Below are 25,910 nucleotides of genomic sequence, written 5' to 3'. Positions count from 1 at the left end.
TATAAACAAATATTTTTGTTTGTTAAATTGATAGTTTTAAGTGATTAATAAGTAATTGTGGAGGCTGTAACAACAGATTTTGGGGTAGAGAAATCGCTCTTTGCATCTCCACATCTTTGTTAGTTCTGGCTTGGCTCGCAAGTTCTCCTAATAAACTACTATCGGCGAGAGGATTTGCAGCAACTAATCTCCTTAGCTCATCATTAATTGCTGCTAATTCTCGTAATCTTTGTGGTGAAGTGTTATGATTCGTTGCTTCTTGCTTAAGCGAATCGAGTGACATTAACTTAACAACCCTCTTTTACTATTTCAGGAATATCATTTTTAATTTACTCGGATATTTCAGTAAGTGCTATAGCGTTTTTTAATAAGAATGAGGCACAGCTTAACCTCACCCCGATAAAGCTGTGCTTCATCTCCCCTCTCCTTACTAAGGAGAGGGGTTGGGGGTGAGGTGTTTGATATTGCATAAGTTTTATATAACCGAATGCGTCACACAGGCATTTACTAAGGGTAACAGCGGCCCTAATTGCTCTTGTCCATTCACGGCTAAATCGCTGTGACACAAATAAACTCTCTCGGATACACGAGATAGTAAATCTGCCAAAATCCTTCGCAGTCTTTGTTCTTCTGCCAATTTCTCATCTTCTGCTGTCCAAGGTTCGCCTAATCTGTCTCGCAGGAAAAACGGCGCACCAAACAAAGTCGCCGCACCACCTTTCGCCCATAGAGGTGAACCAGCATCCAGCCAAAAATGCCAACGGTGCGATCGCCTACTAGATCGATATTGAAATATGGTTGCTAAGGTGACAGCCTTTCTGACTCCACCAATCGGGCGCACAGGATAAGGATTGGCGGTGATTGTACCACGTCGCAGTAATTGAATGAATTCGATAATAGTTGTGTGAGGCGTTGTCTCAACTGGGGCAATTTGTCGTAATCTGGTGTCAATTTCCCAGTAGTGTTGGGCGGTTTCTAATAATTCCCGCAGTGCTGCTAGTTGTTCGTATGGGAGATTGCTACCATTCCACAAAAAACGCTGAATTGCTCTGTCTAAGAGGGAAATGGGACTGGGAATTAAACGCAGTTCTTGTTGCGATCGCTGCTCTTCTAACCACTGTAATATCTGATTATAGGCTGTGGTCGCTGCATAGCCAATTCTATCCCAGCGCTCAAAGGCTGATATTGGTAGCAAGTTGGGGCGATCGGGATGGGGTAAAAAGCAGTAATCTGCAATCAAACCCGCACGTACCGGATCAATGTCAGTAGAGACGCGATTAATCGCGTCTGTTAAAAGCAAGGAGTTTTCTGGTATTTGTTGTTTCCGACTCAATACAACCAGCATTTCTGCCACGGCATCCCGATCTACAAGGCGTCCCAAGCCGGGATAAACTAGTGCCAGCATGGTGAGCAATGCGCGAATGATCGGTGAACTAACTAAGGGACGTTGGTCATTAAGCGATTGTACCTGGATGTTTTGCTTAACGAGGATTTCTACTAGAGTATAACGAGCGATCGCATCTAAACCTGGTGCAATAATCGCCACTTGTTCTGCTTCCACTTGCTTTGATTGGATAACATCAGCAATTACCTCTGCTGTTTGTCGCAATAATTGGGCGCGGGAGGTAGTTTGAATTGAGTGTACAATCTCTGGTAAACTCAACAGCACCATCGGTTCTGTAACTAATTCCACCATCTGTTTAGTGAGTTGCTCACCAAGGGACTCAGGAGGCGGCCCTGTCAAGATTTCTACCCGACAACGCTCTGCTAACCCTTCTAAATAGTTGGGATCTGCTCCCAATCCCAATCGCACTGCACCATCGGGATTGTAGCTAAATGCCCCGACTGCACCTTGATCTAATAGCAACTCAAACAAAAGACGCGCTACGCTAGGATAATCATCAACATCATCCGCCAAAACCGCCTGATAGCGTTTAGTTAGATGCTGCTGGTAATTGCGATCGCTCAATAAATATTGACTATAAAGTTCAGTAATAATGCCATAAGTTAATAACCCTCTCTCTAAACACCAGTTACGCCAATCTAGGAGCAAAGATGCCAAAAATTCCGGCTCTAAAGTTGTATTATTTTCTTTTAAACCCCTAGCCAAAATCTGGGCAATATCTTCGCAAGGTACACCACTGTAAGCTGCTAATTGCAATAAGTCTAGGATGCGACGCACCAAGCGAGACTCATTCACTCCCGCAAGACGTAAAATTTCTTCGTCTAATTGGGGACGCCAGAGTTTGGTTGCTAATTCTTGCTCCGTTTCTGGGCGCAATCTTACCGGAAACTGTGCCTTCAGGTTCAAGGAGTTAATTAGCAATGGCCAAAATAAAATAACTTCATCCTGAAAAAACCCTAGTGGCGTCTTCGCACGAACCGGATATTTTCCCAAGGTAGATGTAACAATTATATCTCCTAACTCTCGACGATTATCATCATTGGCAGCTAAGACTAAAACTCCCAGCTCTGTTTGTTTAATATCTAAAAATTCTGCTACATAACCACTTTTTTTTCGTCCTGGTTTTTTAGTATAAAATGATTCAGTATATTGCTTTTCAGATTTTACCCAATTACAAAATTGCTCTACCAAGCGAGCCGTCTTACCACTGCGGCTAGTGCCAACAATCCAAACCGAATGAGAAACCACAAACTTTCTCCTTATAGATTTGCTAGTATACCTCGTGCGTTAACTTAAGGTTAATAATCACCAAATAGTGCTGGATGATTGTCTGCAATGAAAAACTCTGTTTTTAGCCAAAAAATCTATTCTTTCTTACTTGCTGCTTATCGATGGTACTTACAGACTCCCGGACGTTCTTTAGATGAGGCTTATAATGCAGCATTAAAGATTCAGGAAATAGAAGGTAAGCATTTTAATGGTAATAAAATAGACATTGACTCAGCCATGTACAGTAACAGCGTCATGGATTATTTTGAGTCAGACCTAAAAAAGCTATTAAAAACTGCGAGGATGCGGCTTACAGAGTTGAAAGCCAGCCGTTGGTTTTTAAATGAAGAAAATCAAAAAGCTGCTCAGAAAGTAGGTATAGAGCATCCCAGTGCTTCTTTGGTTTTGGAAAAGCTTAACTTTATCGATCAAGTTATATCCAAATACACAACAAGTTCTGATCAAATAACTTCTAAAGCTTTAATAGTCAAACCTCCAAATCTACCAGTTAACTCGGTTATATCTGATGACAAGTCGCTGCTCGTCAACACTCCACCGTTACCACCCAAATTATCAACTAAAGACTCAGATAATAAACCAAATCCAAACCGTAAAGTTGATACAACAGGGATTTTACCCCGTTCTATTTTAAGTACTATCACTCGTTTGCAAGTTGAATTAGATCCTAATTCTGAACAAGAGGTAATTCAGAGTTTCCGTCAGACTCAAAGAAGAACAATAATATCTATCAGGTTTATTTTACTATTAATTATCGTACCACTTTTGACCCATCAGATAGCAAAAGCTTTTGTAGTAGGTCCACTTGTTGAGCGGTTTAGAGGTAGTGAGAAAATGCAGATATTTATAAATTCCGAAATGGAAGAGGAAGCCCTTGCAGAATTAGAAAGATTTGAAGAAAAGCTCAAGTTTGAAAATCTCATTACAAAAGCTCCTCCACTATTGCCTGAGCGGATGGAAATTGAAATGAGTAATAAGGCTATTGAGCTTGCTGAAGAATTTCGTCACGAAAGCTCTAATGCTATCAAAAATGTTTTTGCCGATATTTTCTCGGTGGGTGCTTTTATCTCCCTTTTATTAGTCAGCAAATCTTCTATTGCTGTGCTAAAAGATTTCGTTGATAATATTGTCTATGGACTTAGTGATAGTGCTAAGGCATTTATCATCATTTTGTTTACTGATATATTTGTAGGATTCCACTCTCCTCATGGCTGGGAAGTACTACTAGAAGGTGTATCGCGCCATTGGGGATTACCAGCAAATCGAGATTTTATCTTCTTATTTATTGCTACATTTCCGGTGATTTTAGATACGATTTTCAAATACTGGATATTCCGATTTTTGAACCGGATATCGCCTTCAGCAGTTGCCACTTACCGTAATATGAATGAATAGGGCATTGGGCATGGGGCATTGGGCATTGGGCATTGGTGAACAATTTTTGTATTGTCAAACAATTAAATTATTTTTGATTTTTGAATTTGAGCGAGGTGGGATAATCTTAAAAAGTTTTAATTTTGATGAAAAATACACTTGCTGGGTTAGAAAAGTTTAACAAATTTATCGCCATCAGCTTACCTGTGGTTCTATCGATTTTGCTGGTGCGGATACAATCTTTAACATATCGGGAACTCAGCCCACCAGAATGTCGTTTGCAAAAGTGGAATATACCAATTTCCTTGACTGCTGAAAATCAAGATGCATTTACACAAAAGCAAAAAGCACCATTAATCCAGAGACTACCAGTTACTTGTTGTCAAAGTGATACCTCTTGTTTGGATGAAGTTCTTTATGGACAAATAGCAGAAAAACAGGCACTAATGAGTGCGATCGCTCAGAGTCTCCAATACCTGCAAACAGCTAATGCTGCGGCTGCTTATCAAAACTATCAGGTGGCTGGAATTACGCGCGATCGCGTGTTTCAAAGCTTGAGAAGATTCCGCGAACTCCTATTAAAAACTAATTCTCCAATAGAATTACGTCAAGCCATTGAGCGGGAATTTGTTCTTTACCAGTCAGTCGGTCAAGATACCAAAGGTTCCGTTTTATTCACCGCCTATTATGAGCCACTTTACGCAGCCAGTCGCGTCCCAACAGCCGAATATCGTTATCCTGTTTATCGCTTACCTGCTGATTTAAACTCCTGGCCTAAGCCTCATCCTACACGCTTGGAATTAGAAGGAGCAAATGGTTTACAAGGTGCAAAAGGGAAATTGCGAGGATTAGAATTGTTTTGGTTTAGCGATCGCCTCGAACCATATCTAGCTCAAATTGAAGGTTCGGCGAGACTTCAGCTTCCTGATGGGACTCAGACAACAATCGGTTATGCGGGTAATACGGCTTATAATTACAAAAGCATTGGGCGAGAATTAGTGAATGATCGCAAATTACCGCTACAAGGCGTAACTTTGCCAATTATTCTCGACTATTTCCAAAAGCATCCCCAAGAATTAAATATTTATATTCCGCGCGATCGCAGCTTTGTTTTTTTTCAAGAAAATCACGGTCAGCCAGCCCAAGGTTATATCAACGTACCACTAACAGCAGAGCGTTCTATTGCTACAGATAAATCCCTCATGCCTCCGGGTGCTTTAGCCTTGATTCGCACTTCTATTCCCTTTGTTAATCCTACCGGAAAAATGCAGGAGCGCATCGTTAGTCGCTATGTTCTTGACCAAGATACCGGAGGTGCAATTAAAGGTGCTGGTAGGGTAGATTATTTTTTAGGTACTGGGAAATTAGCAGGCGATCGCGCTGGTATTACAGTCAGCAATGGACAATTATTTTATCTATTACTCAAGTCCCAAAATTAAACACACTCGCATTTTAATACTAAGATCCCGACTTCTCTAAAAATTCGGGAATCTTAGCCTTTCGGCGTAAATAAACTACACATTCCAAATCAATGAAACCCTTTGAAGTAAGTAATTATAGCGTTTATTAATCAGATGAGGTACATCATAGCCCCCTCCTCGCTTGCGGGGAGGGGGTTGGGGGTGGGGTTCTTGTATTTCACAAGGACCGAGAACCGCTATACGAATTACCCTACTAGGCTTCTAAATCCATCTCCGCATCGTCATCATCATGATCGTAAGGGATATCGTCAAGGTCGATCATTTCTGAAATTTCTTCTACTTCATTTAGATACTCAGATTCTTGATGTTCACGTTCGATCAGACGACCAGTTGACTTTAACCATTCCAAGAGAATAAACTCATTACTTGTACGAATTACAGGCGCTCGCTGGTTACGAGGTTCTTCACGCAAAGGACTTATAGGCATAAAAAAAACTCACTTTGAATTACGGGTCAGCGTGCAGAAACAGTAAAATTGTATACTAGCGTTAAAAGTCTTGTAAAACAACTCTTTTCTCAACAGATAAAATGTGACCCATAGAGTTTTTCATCTCAACTTCCTCTAGTTACTTACCATTAAAATGTCTTTGCGTCAGTCCGAATAATAAATCTTCAAGCGGATGTCATCTTACAAGGCATTTGGTAACTTTGCAAGAGTTTCATACATACTAGAGGGCAACGCAGACAATCTGTTAGCTACAGCCACTGCATCAGCTAAGTTACTAAATTGACACCGGACTATATCTTGTCCATTTCCTGAAGGGAAACGCTTCCTAGCTTTATTAGATACAGCACAAATAATCGCTAAAGCTTTGGCGAATCCATCTTTTGTCAATATTGTTTCTTGAGCAAACCCTTCAACAGGGATCAGGCAAACCTCAAACCGATAGCCTGGTCTCGGAGAAACAGCTATGTCGATATATGGTTTATCTTCTTTCCTAATACGGCGTAAATATTTGGCTGTCGAATTAGTATCATGCAAATCAGTCCCAAGGGCGTAAGTAAAGAAACAATCTTCTGTGAGGGATTCAGGACGGGTAATTATATCCGTTGGCATAAGTTCAACTACTATCCGTATGTTGTGGGGATTTGTGACAGATTTTACTGTCCATTCTTCTTAGCACATTTTTTGAGCGTGAGATGTATCAGTTTCACGCGAGGTATTGCAATACAGTTCTACTCACTAAAAATTTCAAGTTTTGGAATGCTGAAGACTCACATCTCTGAAGGTCTCAGGTTTATTAACTTTGAGACTATGACCTATCGCTTGAATATCTCTTAAGAGCATATAAAGTGACATAAAACACCTCCAGAATCAAAGAGTGTGGAGATTTAGATTCGGAGAGGCGTCTATATAATCAGTTACATGACCGAAAATATTTCTCAACTAGCTAATTATAACATAGCTGACGGTTGAACTTTTCCCAACGTCTTTTAGTTAATATTGATACCCCGGCAACATGAAAAACACTCAGAGTAATTGGTGCATCTCATTCACATAGCGTCTAGAAGAGAAGCAATCTTCAACCCCTGCGATCGCTTTACTTCTTAGCTACAGTAACTAAGAGCGATCGCCATCACTAACTACTACTTATAAGCTTTGAGGCTACTCAATTTACTATCTCTAGTTGAATGAGAGAAACCGCTAAAACACTGCCTGTCTCTAGCTTCCCTCTCCAATATATCGGAGAGGGATTGAGGGTGAGGTAAGCCAGGGACATACGCAAAACTACACGCGCTAGGGGCAATACCCTGCGGTCAGCTAAAGCGAATTGCCCCTACTTAAAAATCAGGATTTCAGCTATTGTTTGCGTAAGTCCTGACAATTATGGATTCAAAACAGTATCCACGTAAGTATTGACAACCCCTTTAGACAGAGTTTTAATCGCAGGGGGAAGAGGAGCATATCCACGAGCTATAGCTATACTGTCTGCACCAGGAGTTCCTAAAGCCCAGCCGATAAATCCTTTAATACCAGTTGCTACCTTAGCGTCTGCGTATTTGTCATAAAATACCACGTAAGTTGCGGTAACAATCGGATAAGCATTTGCAGCTGTTGGATCAGTGACTACGAGTTTAATCCGACGAGCATTTGCATCTTGGTCAGTCGCACCGACAAAAGCATTTGAAATTGTAGTTGGTGAGATGCTATTGTAAGCACCTGCCTTGTTTTGTAACAGAGCAGCCGGTAGATTCTTAGCTAACCGTGTAGCACTATCTACATAACCAATTGCACCAGGAGTAGTGGTGATCGTGGTAGCTACAGCTCCACCACCTGAGGCGGCTTTTGACCCGGATGGCCAAACAACTGTATCAGCTGGTGGTTTTGTGGCTACAGAGCCAGCAATACTTTTTTTACCAACTCCTCTGCTCCATGTAGGAAATGCCGCCTTGAGATGACTGCTTAAAGCAAAAGTAGTACCACTAGAGTCACTACGATATACTACAACGATGGGCTTATTTACTGCAATTATTGCGCCGCCGTTATCTGCTTTAATTTTGGCATCATTCCAATTTATGATGCTGCCGTTAAGAATACCAAGGTAAGTAGCTCGTGAAAGCTTAATTCCACCTGCTGGTACATTTAGACCAGCTGGGTTGTAAGCTAACGCAATTCCAACGGTGATCACAGGCACTTGGATAGGGATACCAGCGTTGGGACCGCCACTAACTTTTTCTGTTCCGACTAAGGGATCGTCACTAGCTGCAAAAGAGACTGGGGCTTTGATGGTACCACCAGCCGCAGGTGGTGGGGTTTGAGTTAAAAAAGCTGCTAACCCTGCGCCACTACCAACCGGAGCATATCTGAATGTGACGGCCGGATTGATTGATCCTGGAGGATTGAGGGTTGAAGGATTTCCAACACCGTAAGTGTTAAACCATGAGCCTTTCGGGGCAAGAGGAGAGGTTGTTCCTGTACCTACAAACAAAGTAGTTATACTGGTTGCACCTGCACCATTTATCGATGTTACTCCAGTCGGGGCGGGGGAAGTGGAGGTCTGAGCTAAAGATTTCTGAGTAGCAGATTGACCTACTACTAAACCAGTTGTGATCACAAGTACAGAAATTGAACTTGCCAAACAGGTTAATTGACGATTAGGATAAAAACCCATATCAAGCTCCTTGAAATTAATTTCCGGTTAAACACCATATCAAATCCAAATCAAGTGTCAAACTGGCGATTATAAATAACCTCTAAGCACAATAGATTGGCTCTATAAAGGTTATTAATAAATCAAAAGTTTGCACAAAACGCTGAAAAATGTAGAGCAAATTAAATATATAGAGTGCATTAAGCTATTGCTAATCCACGCTATTACATGATTATTTTCTAGTTAAAAACTCTACATTCCAAAGTAAGTTAGTCTAAATAAACATTCAGTGGCTTTAGTATAAGGGAGTGGTTACTAGGTACTATGAATCATGCCTCAATTCCCATTTTCAGTCTCTTATGGCGTTTTAAAAAGCCATGTTTAATTTTACCCACTTACTTGGGATGGCAATTTTACCTCAATTATGAAAACCACTTTCTTTCATGTAAACGCACAGCAGTTTGCCAGAAGCTACCGCTAATGTGCGAAGTAAAGAAAGTCAGGATTTCACAAATCTTTTAGGACTGCTATAACTAATAGCTGTTAAAGTTTGCCAACCAAATAAACGATATAAGGTTAAGGTAAAGCTGAAGTCATGATTAGATTATGGAATGATTAAATAACTTATATATATTTCGGGAATTTAGAGGCGTTTAAAAAGTGGTTTTTGTAGCGCTTTTTTATTAATTCACCAGAGGAAAATCTGAAGCTTTCGGTTTTGCTTATTAAGCTTTTTGTGGAGGTTTTAATAAGTATTTAATAAACTTTACGCAGTTTACAAATTAACCAGTGTATGTATCAACGAAAATAGGTTGTTTCAGCATTTTATTAGTTGCGTAGGCGCAACCCAAGCAAGGCATCCCCAAAAAATAGCTGAAAAATCTAGCTAGAATTCCAAAAATCTATATTGCGTATTTGGTGTTCTCTGTCAAGAGTAAATGATAGTATCGTTTTTCATAATTCACCAATTTATGAAAAAGAGGGGGAAGCGGGAAAGTGATTTAATGCCAGGGTTATTTGATTCTCCCCTAGTCCGCCGGGGAATCAATTAAGAGTCTCATAGCTAAAGTCGGTTAAAACTGATATCTTGCATCAGTTCCAACAACCGCCTCAGAATTCATTCTGAGGCTAATAGCTAAAGTCTTCTAAAGAAGACTGAGCAAAAGTTTGAGTCCACTAAGCGTGGAGTTGAGCTATCAGCCCAGAACTTGAGTTCTGGGCGGGCGATGATGCTAATTGAGAATGGTGCAAGATGTCAGTTAAAACCCTTTAACCTTTTGCCCTCAGCAATCTCCGGTAAACATTTGGAGATTATCTAGCCAAGAGGATAAAGCGTGGTATATTTCATTCTATGGACAGTAGACTGATTAACGCGGATATGAATTCTAGTGCTAATATAATCTCCAAAAGTATTCCCAAAAGCCTTTGCAGATGGGATACTCTAGCCATTGCGTTGCCAACTTGCCCGATTTTGTAGCAATTAATGTACTAATTTGTAGTACATTAGGTAAGGATAACACCTTACACAACAGTTGTTTGGAGGGATAAAATGTTTTCTAGAGAAATTGTAACTATGCTGCCAAGCATTGTCTGGCGTTTCTACCAGATTCCCCAACCTCTAATTGAGGCCAAATTGCTGGGATAGAAAAAGTTTAGGAGGACTCTGGCAGTTCTGGTTTAAAGCTCGAAACCTAGTTTCTAAAACTACGCATATTTATCTTTTAAACAAAACTTAATATCTTATTAACTTTACTTAATAAAACTTTATATATAATCGAAGACTTTACTGCAAACTTCATAATTTCATTAAAAATGAATGTTCAATCATGTTAAATTGAAAATGGCTGTAAAATTTTAGACAACGAACACTCATAGTACACCATAGGAAAATTAGCAAATGTCTAGACAAAGTTCTCACGAGAGAAACTTTTTCAAAGCTTTAACTGGTAATGCTGTCAAAGGATCTCATAACTTCAGACTGGGACTTAAATCCGCCCTGATGATTCTGGTTGAATCTGTACCTTTTTTGATTGCTTGTGCTGTACTCATAAGCGTTATCAGCCTAAAAAGTCCTATCCTGCTCTTTTGTTTACTAGTTGGTAGTTTAATTGTAGTGATCACCCAGCAAATTGGGGAGCAGGTGAATTTACCAAGGCGATCGCTAGTATTATTACAAATTTTAGTAGCAGCGATCGTCCTGAGTTTATATTGGTTAGACTGTTTTGCCGCCCCTGCCCAAGCACAGTTTTTTGGAGAAGCTGAAAAGTTTTTCAAAAAAACCTTACAAAATGGTTCAGGAACAAATGCTGGTGGTAGTGACACACCAGTAAGCTTGATATTTAATGTGTTACGGGCAATTTACTTACTCTATATTGCAATCTCCTTGGTTGGTGTGATTAACGCAGTGCGTAAAGATGAAGATTGGCAAAGCATCGCCAGAACTCCCCTATTAGTCGTTGTAGCTGTTACCATTGCTGATGTACTCACACGCTTTGTAATTGGCGATAGCAGTAAATAATTCAGATATTTAAAATGTCTCAAGAGCGGGAACAAGAATTTCGTCCAGTCAATCAAGTTCTGGGAAGCCAACCTTCATTAGGACCAATTCCTGCCGATCAAATTCTTCCTTGGACAGTAATCGCCTTAGCCTCATACTTTATTATCAATGGGATTTTTGGTGGGATTTTCCAAGAGGAGTTTCAAAAATGGTTGTGGACAGTACTAATGACTGGTTGGGGAATCGGAACTTGGTGGATCTTAACTGGTGGTAGGAGTTGGAGCTTTTTAAGTAAATTTATTGGTGTTCCCGCTTGGACAAGAGGCTTTGCTCGTTATCAAAGCTTACTAGAAGTTAACCATGAAGCAAAAAATCGGAAAACAAAGCGTCGCCGTCGCCGGAAATGAAAGTAGATTAACACCATTTGAAGATGCCTTACACTTGGCGACAATGCTACGTGTGGCTATGAATGGACGTGATATTGGCGCTTACCTTTTGACAAAAGGTACTCAAAAAGATCGGTTCTGCTTTGTTTTTGGTTTTGACTGTAAGGGAATTCATACAACTTTAAGACCGGAACAAATCGATACACTTTTTAATAACATTGAAGCTGGATTGAAAGACATCCCTAGCGGTGAAAGAATGACACTGCATTTGGGATCTTTTAGTTCAGACAAAGAGCGCCAAAAAGAATTAGCATCATTAATAAAAAATACGCCATCACGAGATATCAAATATTTGTTGATGGCGGAAAGAGCTAGGCTCAAAGAACTAACGATTGCTGGTATTCGTAAGCCAAAATTTTTGCGGATTTATGTCACTTACACCATTGAATCCAACTCCAAAAATGGAGATGATTGGATAGAGAAGCTTTTGGTGAGAGCCGAATCATGGTGGTTGAAATTCAAAGGGGAACTCTCAGAAATAGAAAACCAGCGCATTGAAACCCTGATCACAAATGCTTACAAACAGGGTTTTCTGCGTTGGGAACAAATTTTATCTAACCAAATGGGATTGGATGTCAAGCCTTTGAAAGCTGAGGAACTCTGGGAGGAAATCTGGAAAAGGTTTAATGATACAGATCCAATAGATATTCCCCAGTTAATGACTTTAGATGAACAAGGACTACACGAACAAGTTAATTCCGATTTAGCTAGTACAAAACTGCTTATAGATAATATCCACGGCACAACTTTGCTGATGGAGTCTAGCATACCTTGTGCCGATCGGCGCTGGGTTAATGTTAACAATAATTATATTGGCGCACTGTCATTTCTCGAAAAACCCGGAGGTTGGTCAAATAAATCTACCCAACTGCGCTATTTATGGGAATTGTTGGCGAGAGAAAGAGTAGTAGATACAGAGATTTTTTGTGAGCTGACTGCGGCAAATCCAGCAATGGTGAAAACTACTCTGCAACGAGTGCTGAAGCAGTCAAACATGACAACAATTATGGCTCAAGAAAAAAGTAAAACTATTGATGTTAATGCTCAATTAAAGTTAAAGAAATCGGTAGCAGCCCAAGAACAATTATTTGAAGGTGCAGTCCCAATTTATACGAGTGTCGTCATTTTAGTACATCGTCCAACTGTAGAAGGATTAGATGAGGCAACAAGATATATTGAAAACTGTTTTCAACGTCCAGCAAAAGTAATTAGAGAAACTGAGTACGCCTGGAAAATTTGGCTGCAAACTCTACCGATAGTTTGGGAGGGTTTGTTAGCCACACCCTTCAATCGTCGCCAGCTATATTTAACAAGTGAAGTTCCGGGATTAATGCCTTTAGTTTTAACTAAAAGAGGTGATAAACAAGGCTTTGAGTTGATTGCTGAAGAAGGCGGAACACCCGTACATTTAGATTTATTTAATCAACACAAAAATTTAGCTTTGTTTGCGACAACTCGTGCGGGTAAATCGGTGTTGGTATCAGGAATTTTAACTCAGGCTTTGGCGCATGGCATTCCGGTAGTGGCGTTAGATTTCCCCAAACCTGATGGTACATCTACTTTCACTGACTACACAGAGTTTATGGAGGGGAATGGAGCGTATTTTGATATCTCCAAACAGTCGAATAACTTATTTGAACAGCCAGACTTACGATGGCTAGAACCAGAACAACAGCGCGATCGCTTTAACGATTATACTGGCTTCCTAGAATCAGCTTTGATGACAATGGTTTTAGGATCATCCGCTGAAAGTCAAATTTTATCGCAAACCGTGCGATCGCTGCTCAACTTAGCATTAGAAGCGTTTTTTGCAGATGAGGGCATCAAAGAGCGATATCGACAGGCGATGGCGGGAGGATTTGGCACTCTTGCTTGGCAGAAAACCCCTACCTTAAAAGATTTTCTCTTTTTCTGCTCACCAGATCACTTGCAGCTAGATTCTTTAAGTGGCAGAGTAGAAGACGCCCTCAGTCAAATTCAACTGCGCTTGCGGTTTTGGCTTTCTAGTCGTGTGGGACAAGCCATTTCTGCACCATCCAGCTTTCCTACCGATGCACAACTTTTAGTTTTTGCGCTCAGAAATCTATCAGATAGTGAAGATGCAGCCGTATTATCTTTGAGTGCCTATTCAGCCGCACTACGACGCGCACTTAGCAGCCCAGCTTCCATATTCTTTATTGACGAAGCACCAATTCTATTTGAATTCGAGCAAATTTCTGACTTAGTTGGTAGAATTTGTGCCAACGGCGCAAAAGCTGGGATTAGAGTCATTTTATCAGGACAAGATCCTGATACCATTGCCAAATCTAAAGCTGCATCTAAAATTTTGCAAAACCTGACAACACGATTGATTGGACGCATTCAGCCAGTTGCAGTGGATAGTTTTGCAGAGATATTAAAATATCCCCGCCAAATTATTTCTCGTAATGCCTCAGAAAGCTTTTTTCCGCGTAAAGAAGGTGTTTATAGCCAATGGCTGCTAGATGATAACGGTATTTATACATTCTGCCGTTACTATCCAGGTTACGAACAATTGGCGGCAGTTGCAAATAACCCCTCTGAACAAACTGCACGTAGCAAAATGATGCAAACTCATAGCAATAAATATGAAGCAATTTCTGCATTTGCACGTCAGTTAGTGGCGAATTTACGTAGTAGTTAATCGGGTTATGTAAGCAGTTAACAATGATTCAAAAAGTTATAAATCATAGTTAAAAAGCTTAATTTCATCTACCTTTTTCAAGCACAAATGTATGCAAAAAACTACCATTTTCACTTTAACGTTACTATTCCTGGCAATCCTACCAGCAATGGCACAAGTTCAGACGAGCGGATTAGGCCAGGTTTGGACTGATTTTAAATCATACTCCACAGATTTGCAAGATTACCTTCAATATAATCTCAGCGACAACTTAAAGCCTGTAGAAGTACAAAGTCAAAATGCTTTAAGTAATGCCAAAGGAGACTTGAATCTACCTAACCCCGTCGCTGCGGGAAAAACGGTTCGTGATAATTTGATTAACTACTCTTATAATTCAGACTCTAAATCAACCCGCTTTGAAAATAATTCAGCAGTACGGGGAAATTTAGTTAGTAATGAACTCAATCGTGTAATTACCCGTGGAGTCGCGGTAGGTGTTCTTGGTAAAAATGGACAAATTCGGACAAAAATAAAGTTAGAAAATACTGAAAATACACTAAAAAATATTGCCGATATTACCGACCAGGCGGAGGTAGGGAGCCAAGGATTTATTGATAAAGCTCGCAGTTTAATTCCTACAACTCCTTCTGGTGTAGCTGCTACTGCTGGAGATATTGCAACTACTGGTGCTATTTCGGCTTTATCACAATTAATAGGTGCTACTCAATTGGAAAGTATTAAGATTCAACAGGCACAATCACAAATTGTCGGTGAAACATTTGCTCAGACAATACAAACGAATCAGTCTTTACAATATTCTAATTTAAATTTAGCAAACATTTCTCAGCAGACAGAAGAGGCGAATCGCGCTCGGAGAGTAGAAACATCTACAGAAGCGGCGCGGCTTTTACGAGCTACTTCTCAACTGGATTTGTTTGGGAGAAAAGTTTATAAGTAGGATTTGAGGATAAAAAAACTCTAATTTTCTAGACAAGTTTTAAAATCCTTAAGAGGTTGTTTGAAAAGTGGTTGCCTGTGATTTGAGGGACTTATTAATCCCCCCTAGCCCCCTTAAAAAGTGGGGAACCGGAATCAAAGTCCCCCTTTTTAAGGGGAGCCACTGCGTTGGGCGGGTTTCCCGACTTGTTCGCGCAGCGTCTCCCCTTGGGAGAAGCACGTGGCGTGGATTTAGAGGGATCTAGAACGTTTTACTACCGACAAGAGGACTTTTAAAATATCCTCTAAACTTTTTCCAAACCAATAGGAAATCTAAAAAACAGTTTGGTAAGGTGCGTTACGCTGTCGCAAACCCACCGAAAGCATCCGAGATGGTGCGTTATGTTCCTAACGCACCCTATGAAATCTAAAAAAATAGCCCATTAAATCAAAATGCAACTTGCTATTCAACTAATTTTTGGCCAAGTAGGCATTGATCAGATTATCGATAATGGTGCGGCAACTTCCCAAAGTGTTGCCCAAGGTTGGGACAAACAATGGCTGGATTTATTACAAAATAATACCAGTAATAACTTGTATGGAGCGCTGACAAATCTGGGTATTTTTTTTGCAGTAGGAACCCTGTTATTTTTTATGGTACAATTCCTCAAAGACTTAATATCCTACGAATATACCCGTCCCATATCAGCCTTAATTTGGCCTTTTATTGTGGTGCTTCTCTTAAGTAATTCAGGCAATGGAAGTATTCTTTCTAATCTGACTCTAGGAGTGCGGAATTTTCTAAACACTGTGAATCAGCAAGTATTGGTAACAGCAGATGCGAATAAAACATACCAGCAAGCACTGAATATGAGTGTTGCCGAAGAAGTCGCTGGCTCTTTTCTGCGCCCTTGCCAATCGCTTACTGGCGAACAACAAAGTCAATGCTTTATCAAAGCTGCCGAAAAAGTCAACGTTCTCTGGCGAAAATATAGAGAGATATACGGAAATAAAAGCTGGATAAATAGACTACAAACTAAGGTAGATAATATCAGATACGGCACTGGCATTGTATCAGAAACCTCATTTAATTCTTTGTTAGGTTCTACAGTCCAAACAAGTATCAAAAACTTTTTAGTTTCCTTACAATATGCCTTCCAGAATTTGATAGAAGTTACGATGTTGCTGATAGCAGCTTTAGGCCCCCTGGCTGTAGGTGGTTCTTTACTGCCTGTCGCTGGGAAACCAATCTTTGCATGGCTGACCGGATTTTTATCTATTGGAATCGCCAAGATTTCATTCAATATTATTGCTGTGCTAACTGCCGCAGTTATTGTGAATGGGCCAGGTCAAAATGCTAGTGTTGATCCAGACTTAATGTGGTTCATAATTTTTCTGGGAATTTTAGCACCAATTGTATCTTTACTTGTGGCTGCTGCTGGCGGTTTTGCAGTCTTCAGTGCGATCAGTAATACGGCTTCTTTAGTAAATGAGAGGATATAAGAAATGAAAAATGAATAAACTCAATTTTGGCAAGTGTGCTGACTGCTGATTATATACAATAGCTGAAGTTTTTTGCAGAAGGAGGTGAGTAAATGGTGCGTTTACTGGAAAAAAGACAAAGAACGGCAAGTGTTTTGACAATTTTTGCGATCGCCAGCTTCAGTTTACATATATTAGTTTTACTTTTATTCTTATTCCAAGGGATAAATATTCGTCAACTCAGTCTGAGAAAATCTCCCAACTTTGTGCAATTAATCGATGGTAAACCAGTAGCTAATATTGATGATTTAGCAAGAGATCCAGAAGCAATTCGCCAATTCATCAGCAAAACGATGATCTCAATGTTTAGCTGGTCTGGAACCTTACCAGCACAAACTATTGAAGAACTTGCAAACCCAAAATCAGATTTAGGAATTCTTATTCAAACACCTCAAGGGAGTAGCCAAAAAATTAGCACCACCAGTTGGATAGCTAGTTTTGCTTTATCAGAAGATTTTCGCAAAGGTTTCTTAACCACAGTTGCAGAAATGACACCGCCAGAAGTTTTCTCTGAAAATCCCAACCAAGCGATGACATCACAATTAGTTATTAAGCGGGTTGATCCGCCAAAACAAATTGCACCCGGTAAGTGGCGAGTGGGGATGGTAGCCGACTTAATTCAAAAAAACCGAGTTGGTGGTGCAAAGCTTATAACTCCTTTTAACAAAGAGTTCCTGGTACGTGCAACAGATTATTTCGCCAATCCGCAAGCCGACAGTGGCACAAACCTGCAAAAAGCAATTTATAGTGTCCGCGCTGATAGACTAGAAATTTATGAAATTCGTAACTTATGTTTGCTAGATGGCTACAACAACCTGAACGAAGATAAATTCAGACAATGCGGTTCTGGACAAACATCTGATAGCTTTATTAAATAATCGATTAATCGATTTCTAGTTCACTGGCTGATAGTTCAATTTATTTAATTAATTATCAATGCAATTACTCAAACCAGAAAATAGGACAAATAGCCCTTTACCAGTGTTGGTAGTAGGAACATTTGGTTTACATCTATTTACCTTGCTTTTATTAATATTTAACGGGTCTATGTTACAACAGTTAAGTAGGCAACTCACACCTCAAAGTTTAGTGCAACTTGTTGATGGTCACACTATAACCGTAGACCCCCAACCAAATTTAGAGCGGCAACCAGAGGCGATTCGCCGCTTTGTGGGTGAAACAATGACCTTAATGCTTACTTGGTCAGAACAACAGCCACCAATACAAGTCTGGGAAATTACCTCGCAACTGGTAGCTGATGATTTTAAACAAAAACTTAAGTCAGAAATTACTAACTTAAATCCAGATAGCCAATTTGAAAATGTTAATAGAGGAGCAGAGAATGTATTAGTAATTCAAAAAATTTCTCAACCTACAGAAATAGACAATGGAAAGTGGAAAGTGAATATAGTTGCCAATCAATTAGTTTTTAGCAGTTATGATAAGTTGGGAAAATCAGTTTCCTTTAATAAACAAATTTTAGTTAGAGCTATAGATCAACCAACACCTTCACTACCAAATGCAGCCCTACCGTTGCACTTCGCAGCTTACCGCCTTGGTCAAGCCAGACTAGAAATTTATAATGTATGTGAAATTCAAGATCAAAATTGTTCTGCAAATCCAACCAAAGCTCTACCATGACTAGATACTCAATTCCTACGGAAACGCCTCCCCAAAATGGATTTACTCTAACCACCGATGATGGCCAACCAAAAGTAGAATCTTTAGATTGGGAATCACAGATGTCAAGGTTGGTCGGCTTTGAAGAAGAATCTTCTACTGATATCCCAGGATCAGAAAACTCTGTAACGGGGCAAGAGTTTCTTTCTCAACCGCAACAAGTTCAGACTAAGGAAGCCTTCTCATCTAATCCCTTTGCAAAGTTAGCTTTGGTAGGGGCTGCTACCTTATTGATAGTTTTAGTCGGTGGTGTGTTTTTGTCCAAGTTGATGAGTAGCAGCAGTCAAAAACCAAAAAATATTGTTTCTCCAGAAGCGCGATCGCAGCCAACTAATGAATCTAGCTCTCAACAGCTAGGATCTGAAGTAGATAGTCTGAAAACGAAATTAGCCCTGACTGAACAAGCACAGTTGGTAAAAGCCGCCCAACAACAGCTCAGAATTGCCAAATCAACGCCGCCAGTAGCGTTACAACAACCGTCAGTTCCTTCCAGAGATATACCGAAAGTGATACCCACACCTGCACCAACAGTTTACGTACCTCGGCCCATAACAGTTGAGCGCATCGTTAAAGTACCTGCTTCTCAACCTTCGCTATCACCCCAGCTACCAGTTGTCACGCCAAACGCTCAACCGGTAGTCAATATAACTCCACCAAGCCCGCTTGAAGAGTGGACAAGGTTAGCAAAGTTAGGTAGCTATGGTCAAGTAAATGCTACCAATCAAGCGATCGCAGCTGCTCCTGAAATTCCAAATACGCCGGCGCAGGAACAGAAACCAAGCCCCAATCCTGACCAAACCACTCCTGTGGTGAGCCAAGCGCAACCGCAGGGACAGAAAACCGTACCAGTCGGCACTAGTGCTAAAGCTGTGTTGGCGACAGCGATATTTGGGGAATCTACTAAGTCAAACGGTGGTAATGAAGGAAACGAACAGAAAAATGTATTTGTGATCCGATTGCAAGAACCTTTAAAATCTACAGATGGTGCGATCGCTGTACCTGCAAACACCGAATTTCTAGCTGAAGTTGGTTCCCTTTCCGAACAAGGTCTTTTGCAGATGAACGTAGTTAAAATGATCTCGAAAAATAATGGCAACCTTACAGAACAAAGCTTACCTAACAATGCAATTATTATTCGCGGTACTCAAGGTAAACCTTTAATCGCAAATAAATATCCCAGTCAAGGTTCGTCCATAGCATCAATGGATGCAGGACTATTCGTTTTGGGAGGTATTAGTAAAGCAGCAGAGTTAGTAAATCTCCCTGATACTCAATTCGTACCACTTACTACTAGTAGTACCACCCCCAACAGCGCCACCACTGGCAGCACCCCTGGCAGCACCCCTGGCAGCACAACCACTAGCAGCACAACTATTACTACTGTCAGTGAACCCAGACGCAACCTTTTAGCTGGGGTTGCAGAAGGTGGTTTAAACTCTGTAGTACCCCAAATTGCCCAACGTAATCAACAGGCGATCGCCCAAATGTCACAACAAAATGGTGTTTGGTTTTTGCCAGCAGGCACAAATGTTGAAATATATGTTAATCAAGCAACGGAGCTTTAGGAGGTAGGATTTATACTAATTTTAGATTTTGGATTGGGTAATGGTAATTGGTAATTAGTTTTATTTCCATCTTTGGGATCTCCACATTTGCAACCATGAAAAATAACCCTAAATTGTCAGGAAATACCCCACATAATTCTTATTTCCTACCTATAGCTTCCTTAATTTTCTCGGTTGCTATGTTCTTGTTAGTAGACCGTGCTGTAGCTAATAATGCCGTTCTGCGTTCCATGTTTTCCTGCCAAGCACAGGGTTTAGGGGGAGCAACACCTACGATCAAAATTTGGTATCAAGAAGGAACAAACTTAAGCTTTATTCCGGCTGGAGAAGTAATTAAAAAAGTTTGGTTAAACGATCCATCACAGGTAACTATAGATTTTGATGGGCCGGTATGTATGCAGTTTGGTCAACAAGCTAATGCTAGTGGAGGAGATTGTAAAAACTCCGCAGCGAATGTAATTCAACTCAGACGGATTGCGAAACTGGACATTCCTGGACTTCCTCCTACTAGCAATACACTTTTAACAGTTGTTACCGAAGGGCAAGGTAAAAACAAGTTGTATACTTTTCGAGTGCTATATGGAACAGATAACCCGGAATATCACACTTTAGCCATTTTTCCCGATTCTGGTCAGGAAGGATCATGTGCGAGAGTTGGACAATAAACCTTAAAAAGGGGGCTTTTCAGATCCCCCTTTTTAAGGGGGGTTAGGGGGGATCGAGGTTTCAGCTTTTCACTGCGTAAGTCCTAACTTCGTTAAAACAGGGTAGGCAAAACCCTTTGTTCACGTAGCGTCTCGTAGAGAAGGCATCGCCTATTTTTTAACTAACTGTCCGTTTCATCGGAATTTCTATCCAGAACTCACAGCCGTTACCAGGTTCAGAAACACACTTGATATTACCGCCGTGTTTTTCCACAATAATTTGGTAGCTAATAGATAACCCCAAACCAGTACCTTGTCCAGGTTGTTTGGTGGTAAAGAAAGGTTCAAAAATGCGCGATCGCGTCATCTCTGGAATTCCACAACCATTGTCAGCAATCCAAATCAGAATAGTATCCCCTTCTATAACTTCTGTACGAATCCAAATTTTCGGATTGTCAATTATTTTTCCACTAGTTGCTGAGTTTTCCAGTGCATCGATCGCATTGTTAAGAATATTCATAAATACTTGATTCATCTGGGCTGCATAGCACACTACTGGAGGTAATTCACCATATTGCTTAACTACCTCAATCGCAAAAGAATTAGACTGTGATTGCAGTCGATGTTGTAAAATTAGCAAAGTACTGTCGATGCCTTCATGAAGGTCAATAGCCTTTATTCCTGCTTCGTCAAGTCGAGAAAAAATTCGTAACGACAAGACTAATTGAGAGATCCGATTTGCCCCCATTTTAATTGAAGCAAGAATTTTGGGCAAGTCATCACTAATGAAATCTAAATCCACTGCTGCTGCTTGCTTTTGAATTTCTCCTGTTGCCTTAGGATACTCTTTGTGATAGAGTTTCAATAATTTAAATAAATTTTCGGTATGTTCATTAACATAAGTGATGTTGCCGTAAATAAAACTAATTGGGTTGTTAATTTCATGTGCTACACCAGCAACTAACTGCCCTAAGCCTGCCATCTTTTCACTTTGAATCAACTGGCTCTGAGTGCGCTGTAATTCTTTTAGAGTCTGGGTGATTTCTTCTTTTTGACGTTGAGTTTGTTCGAGTAATTCCGCTTGCTGAAGTCCTACCCCTAACTGAGTCCCAATCTGCATCAGCAAATCTATTTCATCTTCTTGCCAATCACGGGGTTTGATATTTTGGTAAGCTGCTAGTAATCCCCAGAGTTTCTCCCCCAGAAAAATCGGCACAATCATATATGCCCTAGCCTCCATTCGCTCGATTAGTGCAATATATGGAATAGAATAATCGGTGCTATAAATATCCTTAATAACAAGAGTTTGACCATTAGCAAAGTCTCTAACTTGGTTTTTTTGCAAGTAATCATCTGCTGTGGCGTCGCCCGCACTTCGACCCTTCTCTACGAGACGCTGCGCGAACGGCGCAGGTGTTACCCTGAGCTTGTCGAAGGGCTCAGTGACCATCGTAAACATCGCAGATATAATTTCCTTTACTGGTGTCCAACCTGGCGCTAAAGACTCAGCAACAAATTCCCCACTCCAATCAGCCCCGAATCGATAGATTGTGACTCGATCGACTTCTAATAGCCGTCGAACTTCTTCTGTACTGGTAGCAAAGATGGTGGCAATATCAAGAGACTGGCGAATTTTCTCTACTGTTGCAAATAACGCCTTCTCCCTTTGAGCTGCTTTCCGTTCTCGTTCGGCGGCTTTAGCCAGTTTTTGGGCTTGCACCTGCACCTGTTTCAATGACTCAGCTTGCTGTAATGCTACCCCCAATTGGCTGCTAACTTGGGTAAGAAAGTAAACCTCATCTTTTTCCCAATCACGGCTTCGGGCGTTCTGGTACACTGCTAGCATGCCCCAGAGATTCTGACCGTGGTAAATGGCAATGATCACATAAGCTCTTGCTTGATATATCTCTAAGGTTTTAATGTAGCAGTCGCTAAAGTCTGCACTGTAAATATCATTACAAACACGGTAAACTTCACACCTACCGAAGCTACCACCCTGTGTATCTTGTAAGTAGGTATCAGCGACTGGGGGTTTAGCTAAATCTTTGGCGCTACATTCGCTGACGTTTTCTTTCAATTCCGGCCGATGTAATTGCTGCTCCATCAGGGAGACCCAACCCTCTGCCACTGATTCAAACACGAATTCACCACTCCAATCGGAATTAAAGCGATAAATAGCCACGCGGTCAGCATTTAGCAGCTGCCTAAGTTCTGCGGTGCTTGTATGGAAAATGCTTTCCAAGTCTAGGAATTGACGAATTTTCTCAATGGTTATGGCTATAGTTTTCTGCCATACTGCTGCTTTTTCTCTGGCTTTTGCTTGTGCTAATTGTGCTGATTGTAATTTCACTTGTTCCAGGTAATCTGCTTGCTGCAAGGCAACTCCCAGATGTTCGGCGATTAATTGCACAAACTCAATTTCTGATGCTTCCCATTCGCGAGGACTACTACACTGATGAATACACACCAATCCCCATAAATCTTTACCTTTCATTAAAGGGGCAGTTATATTGGCACGTACCTGGAATCTTTCTAGCATTTGGACGTGACAATCACTGATACTAGCTTGATATATATCAGCCATTGCTTTAATCCGACCTTGCTGATATAGTGCTGCAAATTCCGCAGCAAAGCAGTGGTTGTCCACTTTTCCTGCTAGTGCCGAACCCCATTCTGCTCCCACATCCTCATAGATAAATTCCCCTTCCCATCCCAATTCGGGATAAAAACGAAACACACCAACCCGATCAGTTTTCAGAAGCTGGCGTACTTCAGTGACTGTAATTTTGAAGATAGTTTCTATGTCTAGAGACTCACGAATGCGGGCAACAACGCCAGACAAGGCTTTTTGTTGCTTATTCTGACGCAGCGATAATGTCATATCTAAATCAGATTCTTGCTGCTCTGAATTTGGTTGTATAGTAGAGGCGTTTTCCATTGCCAGTCAGATTTTAAATATTGAAAGTCTTCTATCTTATAATTCCCCTAGATAGTAGAAAGGTAACAATTATTTCCTTTAAATGCCATATAAAATAATGTAGGGACACAATATTATCGTGTCCCTACAAAAAGAATTTTCAACTACGAGAGAATTACCGCCGCTTAGGAGGGGCGCTGCGGGTGGTGCGTTTCTCTTCCTCTCGACGACGGCGATCGCGCCAATCTGCCACGGTCAAATAACCAATACCACCAGTGACTACTACCAGCAGCACTACAGCAACTAAAGTCAAAATACTCAAAAATGGACTTTCCAACATGCCTCTACAGTCCGTTACGTCCCCAGACTACCATTGCAATTGACCAAGTGAACACAACTAACAGTGATACCCAACCTAGTGTCAAAATCTCCATACTCCCACTTTTAAAATAATTACAAAAGGTTTCTAATATTTATCATACTGGGAAGTGGGCATTGGGGAGTGGAAAATAATAGTAAAGAAGTGGGGAATCTCACTTCTTTATTCATAACTCTTAACTCGTAACTGTTTTGCCCAATCCCTACTGCCCAATCAAAATATAAAGTGAACGAAACTTCAGACATTCAACTGATGGCAGAACGCCTAGAATCCCTGAAAGCTGGAATAATTGGGGGTTTATCTTTGTGTTTCGCTTTTGCAATCGCTAGTTTTTTGAATACTTTAGTACTCGCAAAATATTTTCAGACACTGGCAAGTCTGCAAAGTGATGTTAACTGGCACTTGTGGGTGAGTGGTGCGATCGCTTTTTTCTCAGGCTTGCTATTTGGTGTCACCTACCGCTATATCATCCGCTCAGATAAAAATCCGCAACTCAAAGCTGGGGGTGTGCTGGCCTTTGGCTTGGTACGCGGATTAACTCAGATAGAACTTGGGTGGAATTCTCATAGCACAATTTTGCCTTTTGTGGTGTTGGCTTTTGAAAGTGTATTGTGGTTTGGAATAGCTGCGTTCGCTGTTGATATCGCTATTCAACTCCGTTGGCTTAAACCTTTTTCATCAATTTAAATTATATGAAAACTAAAATATCCGACTATTATCTGATAGTCGATCTGGAGGCTACGTGCTGTGACAGTGGGACAATTCCCCGTCACAAAATGGAAATCATTGAAATCGGTGCCGTAATGCTCAATAGAGCAACGGGGGAAATTGATTCAGAGTTTCAGCAATTCATCCAACCTGTGAGACATCCGCAACTGACAAGTTTTTGCACAGAATTGACTAGTATTCGGCAGCAAGATGTTGACGAAGCGCCAAAATTTCTAGAGGCAATTTCTTGCTTCAAAGAATGGATTTATTCATTTCCCAATCATATTTTTTGTTCTTGGGGCAATTACGACAAAAAGCAATTTATTCAAGATTGCGCGTTTCATAATTTCCCTTATCCTTTTATTTCAGAACACATAAACATCAAAGATGAATTTTCAGAATATCTTGGTGTGTCTAAAAAATTTGGCATGGCACAGGCTCTGAATGAGTTGGGGATAGAATTAAAAGGCACACACCATCGTGGTATTGATGATGCCCGCAACATTGCAGCTATCTACAGACATATTAAAACCAAAAAACTAAGCTGAATAATGGGAAATTTACCCGTTAACTACACCAACTTTGATGTGTAAATAAATTTAAAGTTAAGACTTTAGCCTTTTGAGAATTATTATTCTTAGCTAGGGATTTTTGGATGATTGATTTTGATTACTGGGTGAGTATTCGGAGCAATTCATTGCTTCTTCGGTGAGAACAATAGAAGGGTTGACTGCACATTTTAGATAATGATTCTTGGAATAAAAACGACACTTTTTACAGGGAACTTTCTGTAACCCATTGATGGAAAACACCATTTTCTCATCTAAAAATGCCTCGACTTTTCGCCATATTAGGAAAAAACCTATCCAGCCAATTATAAAGCCAAGAGGAGATAAAGATATCACTAGATCATGGATAGTTAATTCATGCGTTTGTGATTGCTCCTTTTTTGCTTCACTCAAGATTACTTGATGTAAATTACTATTGGCTGCTACAGTTTTTTGCAACATTGGATCATGATACATATTATTTACCTTTTGCTATATGCCTTTACTACCTGGATTTTGGACAGCCGAGTAACTAACTAGTAATTTGGAAAAAGATCCAACTTATTACTGTTTCATCAGAATTAGGTTGATAACACTCTTTTGTTGGGAATATATAGCAATCTATCTGATTTATGAAAATTATCATTGTCCAGATCCCCGACTTCTTTGAGAAGGCGGGGATCTAACTTTTCACGAATGATTTAGGATTGCTATATAGAACCCATTTGACATCTTAGGAAGGGTCTGCAAGCCTCTTAATCATTAGCC

General features: G+C 40.4%; 22 protein-coding genes. 13 read left to right on the top strand and 9 right to left on the bottom strand.

Features of this window, described 5'->3' with window-relative positions:
- Nucleotides 1-22: 22 nt before the first annotated feature.
- Entirely contained in the window at nucleotides 23-283 is a 261-nt protein-coding gene (locus HWQ38_RS30855) for a hypothetical protein (RefSeq protein ID WP_292801463.1), read from the bottom strand.
- Between the two features lie 192 nt (nucleotides 284-475).
- Nucleotides 476-2,653 carry a recombinase family protein gene (locus HWQ38_RS30850; protein ID WP_292801461.1) on the bottom strand — a complete coding sequence of 726 codons (2,178 nt, stop codon included), beginning with the start codon at nucleotides 2,651-2,653 and terminating at the stop codon, nucleotides 476-478.
- A 78-nt stretch (nucleotides 2,654-2,731) separates the two neighbouring features.
- Between HWQ38_RS30850 and HWQ38_RS30845 the strand changes: the two genes are divergently transcribed.
- A complete protein-coding gene (locus HWQ38_RS30845) occupies nucleotides 2,732-4,087 on the top strand; it encodes a proton extrusion protein PcxA (RefSeq protein ID WP_292801459.1) in 1,356 nt (451 codons plus the stop codon).
- Between the two features lie 125 nt (nucleotides 4,088-4,212).
- Nucleotides 4,213-5,505 carry an MltA domain-containing protein gene (locus HWQ38_RS30840; protein ID WP_292801457.1) on the top strand — a complete coding sequence of 431 codons (1,293 nt, stop codon included), beginning with the start codon at nucleotides 4,213-4,215 and terminating at the stop codon, nucleotides 5,503-5,505.
- A 235-nt stretch (nucleotides 5,506-5,740) separates the two neighbouring features.
- Here the strand turns inward: HWQ38_RS30840 and HWQ38_RS30835 are convergent, their stop codons facing one another.
- The 3 genes from HWQ38_RS30835 to HWQ38_RS30825 all read right to left on the bottom strand — a co-directional run bounded on the left by HWQ38_RS30835 (nucleotide 5,741) and on the right by HWQ38_RS30825 (nucleotide 8,660).
- Complete coding sequence (locus tag HWQ38_RS30835) at nucleotides 5,741-5,974, bottom strand: DUF3134 domain-containing protein (protein ID WP_196514950.1); 234 nt, start codon at nucleotides 5,972-5,974, stop codon at nucleotides 5,741-5,743.
- A 201-nt stretch (nucleotides 5,975-6,175) separates the two neighbouring features.
- Nucleotides 6,176-6,604: a hypothetical protein gene (locus HWQ38_RS30830; RefSeq protein WP_292801455.1), complete on the bottom strand. Its 429-nt coding sequence runs from the start codon at nucleotides 6,602-6,604 to the stop codon at nucleotides 6,176-6,178.
- Between the two features lie 769 nt (nucleotides 6,605-7,373).
- Complete coding sequence (locus HWQ38_RS30825; RefSeq protein ID WP_292801453.1) at nucleotides 7,374-8,660, bottom strand: substrate-binding domain-containing protein; 1,287 nt, start codon at nucleotides 8,658-8,660, stop codon at nucleotides 7,374-7,376.
- 1,876 nt (nucleotides 8,661-10,536) lie between these two features.
- Here HWQ38_RS30825 and HWQ38_RS30820 point away from each other — a divergent pair.
- The 9 genes from HWQ38_RS30820 (at nucleotide 10,537) to HWQ38_RS30780 (ending at nucleotide 20,611) form a co-directional block, all read left to right on the top strand.
- Nucleotides 10,537-11,157, top strand: a complete 621-nt coding sequence (locus HWQ38_RS30820) for a hypothetical protein (RefSeq protein WP_292801451.1) — start codon at nucleotides 10,537-10,539, stop codon at nucleotides 11,155-11,157.
- A gap of 14 nt (nucleotides 11,158-11,171) precedes the next feature.
- The gene (locus HWQ38_RS30815; RefSeq protein WP_292801449.1) at nucleotides 11,172-11,543 is read left to right on the top strand and encodes a hypothetical protein; all 372 of its coding nucleotides are present in this window, start codon (nucleotides 11,172-11,174) and stop codon (nucleotides 11,541-11,543) included.
- Entirely contained in the window at nucleotides 11,497-14,244 is a 2,748-nt protein-coding gene (locus tag HWQ38_RS30810) for a hypothetical protein (RefSeq protein ID WP_292801447.1), read from the top strand. The genes HWQ38_RS30815 and HWQ38_RS30810 overlap by 47 nt, the downstream gene beginning before the upstream one ends.
- A 91-nt stretch (nucleotides 14,245-14,335) precedes the next feature.
- Nucleotides 14,336-15,181: a hypothetical protein gene (locus tag HWQ38_RS30805; RefSeq protein WP_292801445.1), complete on the top strand. Its 846-nt coding sequence runs from the start codon at nucleotides 14,336-14,338 to the stop codon at nucleotides 15,179-15,181.
- A gap of 431 nt (nucleotides 15,182-15,612) precedes the next feature.
- Complete coding sequence (locus tag HWQ38_RS30800) at nucleotides 15,613-16,662, top strand: hypothetical protein (protein WP_292801443.1); 1,050 nt, start codon at nucleotides 15,613-15,615, stop codon at nucleotides 16,660-16,662.
- A gap of 92 nt (nucleotides 16,663-16,754) precedes the next feature.
- Nucleotides 16,755-17,579 carry a hypothetical protein gene (locus HWQ38_RS30795; RefSeq protein WP_292801441.1) on the top strand — a complete coding sequence of 275 codons (825 nt, stop codon included), beginning with the start codon at nucleotides 16,755-16,757 and terminating at the stop codon, nucleotides 17,577-17,579.
- A gap of 58 nt (nucleotides 17,580-17,637) precedes the next feature.
- Nucleotides 17,638-18,342, top strand: a complete 705-nt coding sequence (locus HWQ38_RS30790; RefSeq protein ID WP_292801439.1) for a hypothetical protein — start codon at nucleotides 17,638-17,640, stop codon at nucleotides 18,340-18,342.
- Nucleotides 18,339-19,946 carry a TrbI/VirB10 family protein gene (locus HWQ38_RS30785; protein WP_292801437.1) on the top strand — a complete coding sequence of 536 codons (1,608 nt, stop codon included), beginning with the start codon at nucleotides 18,339-18,341 and terminating at the stop codon, nucleotides 19,944-19,946. Before HWQ38_RS30790 ends, HWQ38_RS30785 begins: the two co-directional genes overlap by 4 nt.
- 95 nt (nucleotides 19,947-20,041) lie before the next feature.
- Nucleotides 20,042-20,611, top strand: coding sequence for a hypothetical protein (locus tag HWQ38_RS30780; protein WP_292801435.1), 570 nt, complete (start codon nucleotides 20,042-20,044; stop codon nucleotides 20,609-20,611).
- A gap of 157 nt (nucleotides 20,612-20,768) precedes the next feature.
- Here HWQ38_RS30780 and HWQ38_RS30775 read toward each other — a convergent pair whose 3' ends face one another.
- The 3 genes from HWQ38_RS30775 to petN all read right to left on the bottom strand — a co-directional run bounded on the left by HWQ38_RS30775 (nucleotide 20,769) and on the right by petN (nucleotide 23,941).
- Nucleotides 20,769-23,528: a GAF domain-containing protein gene (locus HWQ38_RS30775; protein WP_292801433.1), complete on the bottom strand. Its 2,760-nt coding sequence runs from the start codon at nucleotides 23,526-23,528 to the stop codon at nucleotides 20,769-20,771.
- Nucleotides 23,529-23,682: 154 nt separating this feature from the next.
- Nucleotides 23,683-23,847 carry a hypothetical protein gene (locus HWQ38_RS30770; RefSeq protein ID WP_292801510.1) on the bottom strand — a complete coding sequence of 55 codons (165 nt, stop codon included), beginning with the start codon at nucleotides 23,845-23,847 and terminating at the stop codon, nucleotides 23,683-23,685.
- 4 nt (nucleotides 23,848-23,851) lie between these two features.
- The gene (gene petN, locus HWQ38_RS30765) at nucleotides 23,852-23,941 is read right to left on the bottom strand and encodes a cytochrome b6-f complex subunit PetN (RefSeq protein ID WP_012408302.1); all 90 of its coding nucleotides are present in this window, start codon (nucleotides 23,939-23,941) and stop codon (nucleotides 23,852-23,854) included.
- 197 nt (nucleotides 23,942-24,138) lie between these two features.
- On the opposite strand from petN, the gene HWQ38_RS30760 reads away from it, so the two are divergent.
- Together HWQ38_RS30760 and HWQ38_RS30755 are read left to right on the top strand one after the other, a co-directional pair.
- Entirely contained in the window at nucleotides 24,139-24,573 is a 435-nt protein-coding gene (locus HWQ38_RS30760; RefSeq protein ID WP_292801506.1) for a hypothetical protein, read from the top strand.
- Between the two features lie 5 nt (nucleotides 24,574-24,578).
- Entirely contained in the window at nucleotides 24,579-25,142 is a 564-nt protein-coding gene (locus HWQ38_RS30755) for a 3'-5' exonuclease (protein WP_292801431.1), read from the top strand.
- Nucleotides 25,143-25,235: 93 nt separating this feature from the next.
- Here HWQ38_RS30755 and HWQ38_RS30750 read toward each other — a convergent pair whose 3' ends face one another.
- A complete protein-coding gene (locus tag HWQ38_RS30750) occupies nucleotides 25,236-25,619 on the bottom strand; it encodes a hypothetical protein (RefSeq protein ID WP_292801429.1) in 384 nt (127 codons plus the stop codon).
- Nucleotides 25,620-25,910: the final 291 nt, after the last annotated feature.

The sequence above is a fragment of the Nostoc sp. NMS7 genome, assembly GCF_017115085.1.
Classification (GTDB): domain Bacteria; phylum Cyanobacteriota; class Cyanobacteriia; order Cyanobacteriales; family Nostocaceae; genus Nostoc.
The sequence above is the reverse complement of the archived record's forward strand: the minus strand, read 5'-3'. Positions and strand labels throughout refer to the sequence as shown.

What these genes read in the sequence shown, in the direction of transcription:
- HWQ38_RS30855 (WP_292801463.1), bottom strand. Translation starts at nt 283, where the DNA reads ATGTCACTCGATTCGCTTAAGCAAGAAGCAACGAATCATAACACTTCA.
- HWQ38_RS30840 (WP_292801457.1), top strand. Translation starts at nt 4,213, where the DNA reads ATGAAAAATACACTTGCTGGGTTAGAAAAGTTTAACAAATTTATCGCC.
- HWQ38_RS30835 (WP_196514950.1), bottom strand. Translation starts at nt 5,974, where the DNA reads ATGCCTATAAGTCCTTTGCGTGAAGAACCTCGTAACCAGCGAGCGCCT.
- HWQ38_RS30830 (WP_292801455.1), bottom strand. Translation starts at nt 6,604, where the DNA reads ATGCCAACGGATATAATTACCCGTCCTGAATCCCTCACAGAAGATTGT.
- HWQ38_RS30825 (WP_292801453.1), bottom strand. Translation starts at nt 8,660, where the DNA reads ATGGGTTTTTATCCTAATCGTCAATTAACCTGTTTGGCAAGTTCAATT.
- HWQ38_RS30820 (WP_292801451.1), top strand. Translation starts at nt 10,537, where the DNA reads ATGTCTAGACAAAGTTCTCACGAGAGAAACTTTTTCAAAGCTTTAACT.
- HWQ38_RS30815 (WP_292801449.1), top strand. Translation starts at nt 11,172, where the DNA reads ATGTCTCAAGAGCGGGAACAAGAATTTCGTCCAGTCAATCAAGTTCTG.
- HWQ38_RS30810 (WP_292801447.1), top strand. Translation starts at nt 11,497, where the DNA reads ATGAAGCAAAAAATCGGAAAACAAAGCGTCGCCGTCGCCGGAAATGAA.
- HWQ38_RS30805 (WP_292801445.1), top strand. Translation starts at nt 14,336, where the DNA reads ATGCAAAAAACTACCATTTTCACTTTAACGTTACTATTCCTGGCAATC.
- HWQ38_RS30800 (WP_292801443.1), top strand. Translation starts at nt 15,613, where the DNA reads ATGCAACTTGCTATTCAACTAATTTTTGGCCAAGTAGGCATTGATCAG.
- HWQ38_RS30795 (WP_292801441.1), top strand. Translation starts at nt 16,755, where the DNA reads ATGGTGCGTTTACTGGAAAAAAGACAAAGAACGGCAAGTGTTTTGACA.
- HWQ38_RS30790 (WP_292801439.1), top strand. Translation starts at nt 17,638, where the DNA reads ATGCAATTACTCAAACCAGAAAATAGGACAAATAGCCCTTTACCAGTG.
- HWQ38_RS30785 (WP_292801437.1), top strand. Translation starts at nt 18,339, where the DNA reads ATGACTAGATACTCAATTCCTACGGAAACGCCTCCCCAAAATGGATTT.
- HWQ38_RS30780 (WP_292801435.1), top strand. Translation starts at nt 20,042, where the DNA reads ATGAAAAATAACCCTAAATTGTCAGGAAATACCCCACATAATTCTTAT.
- HWQ38_RS30775 (WP_292801433.1), bottom strand. Translation starts at nt 23,528, where the DNA reads ATGGAAAACGCCTCTACTATACAACCAAATTCAGAGCAGCAAGAATCT.
- HWQ38_RS30770 (WP_292801510.1), bottom strand. Translation starts at nt 23,847, where the DNA reads ATGTTGGAAAGTCCATTTTTGAGTATTTTGACTTTAGTTGCTGTAGTG.
- petN (WP_012408302.1), bottom strand. Translation starts at nt 23,941, where the DNA reads ATGGAGATTTTGACACTAGGTTGGGTATCACTGTTAGTTGTGTTCACT.
- HWQ38_RS30760 (WP_292801506.1), top strand. Translation starts at nt 24,139, where the DNA reads ATGGCAGAACGCCTAGAATCCCTGAAAGCTGGAATAATTGGGGGTTTA.
- HWQ38_RS30755 (WP_292801431.1), top strand. Translation starts at nt 24,579, where the DNA reads ATGAAAACTAAAATATCCGACTATTATCTGATAGTCGATCTGGAGGCT.
- HWQ38_RS30750 (WP_292801429.1), bottom strand. Translation starts at nt 25,619, where the DNA reads ATGTATCATGATCCAATGTTGCAAAAAACTGTAGCAGCCAATAGTAAT.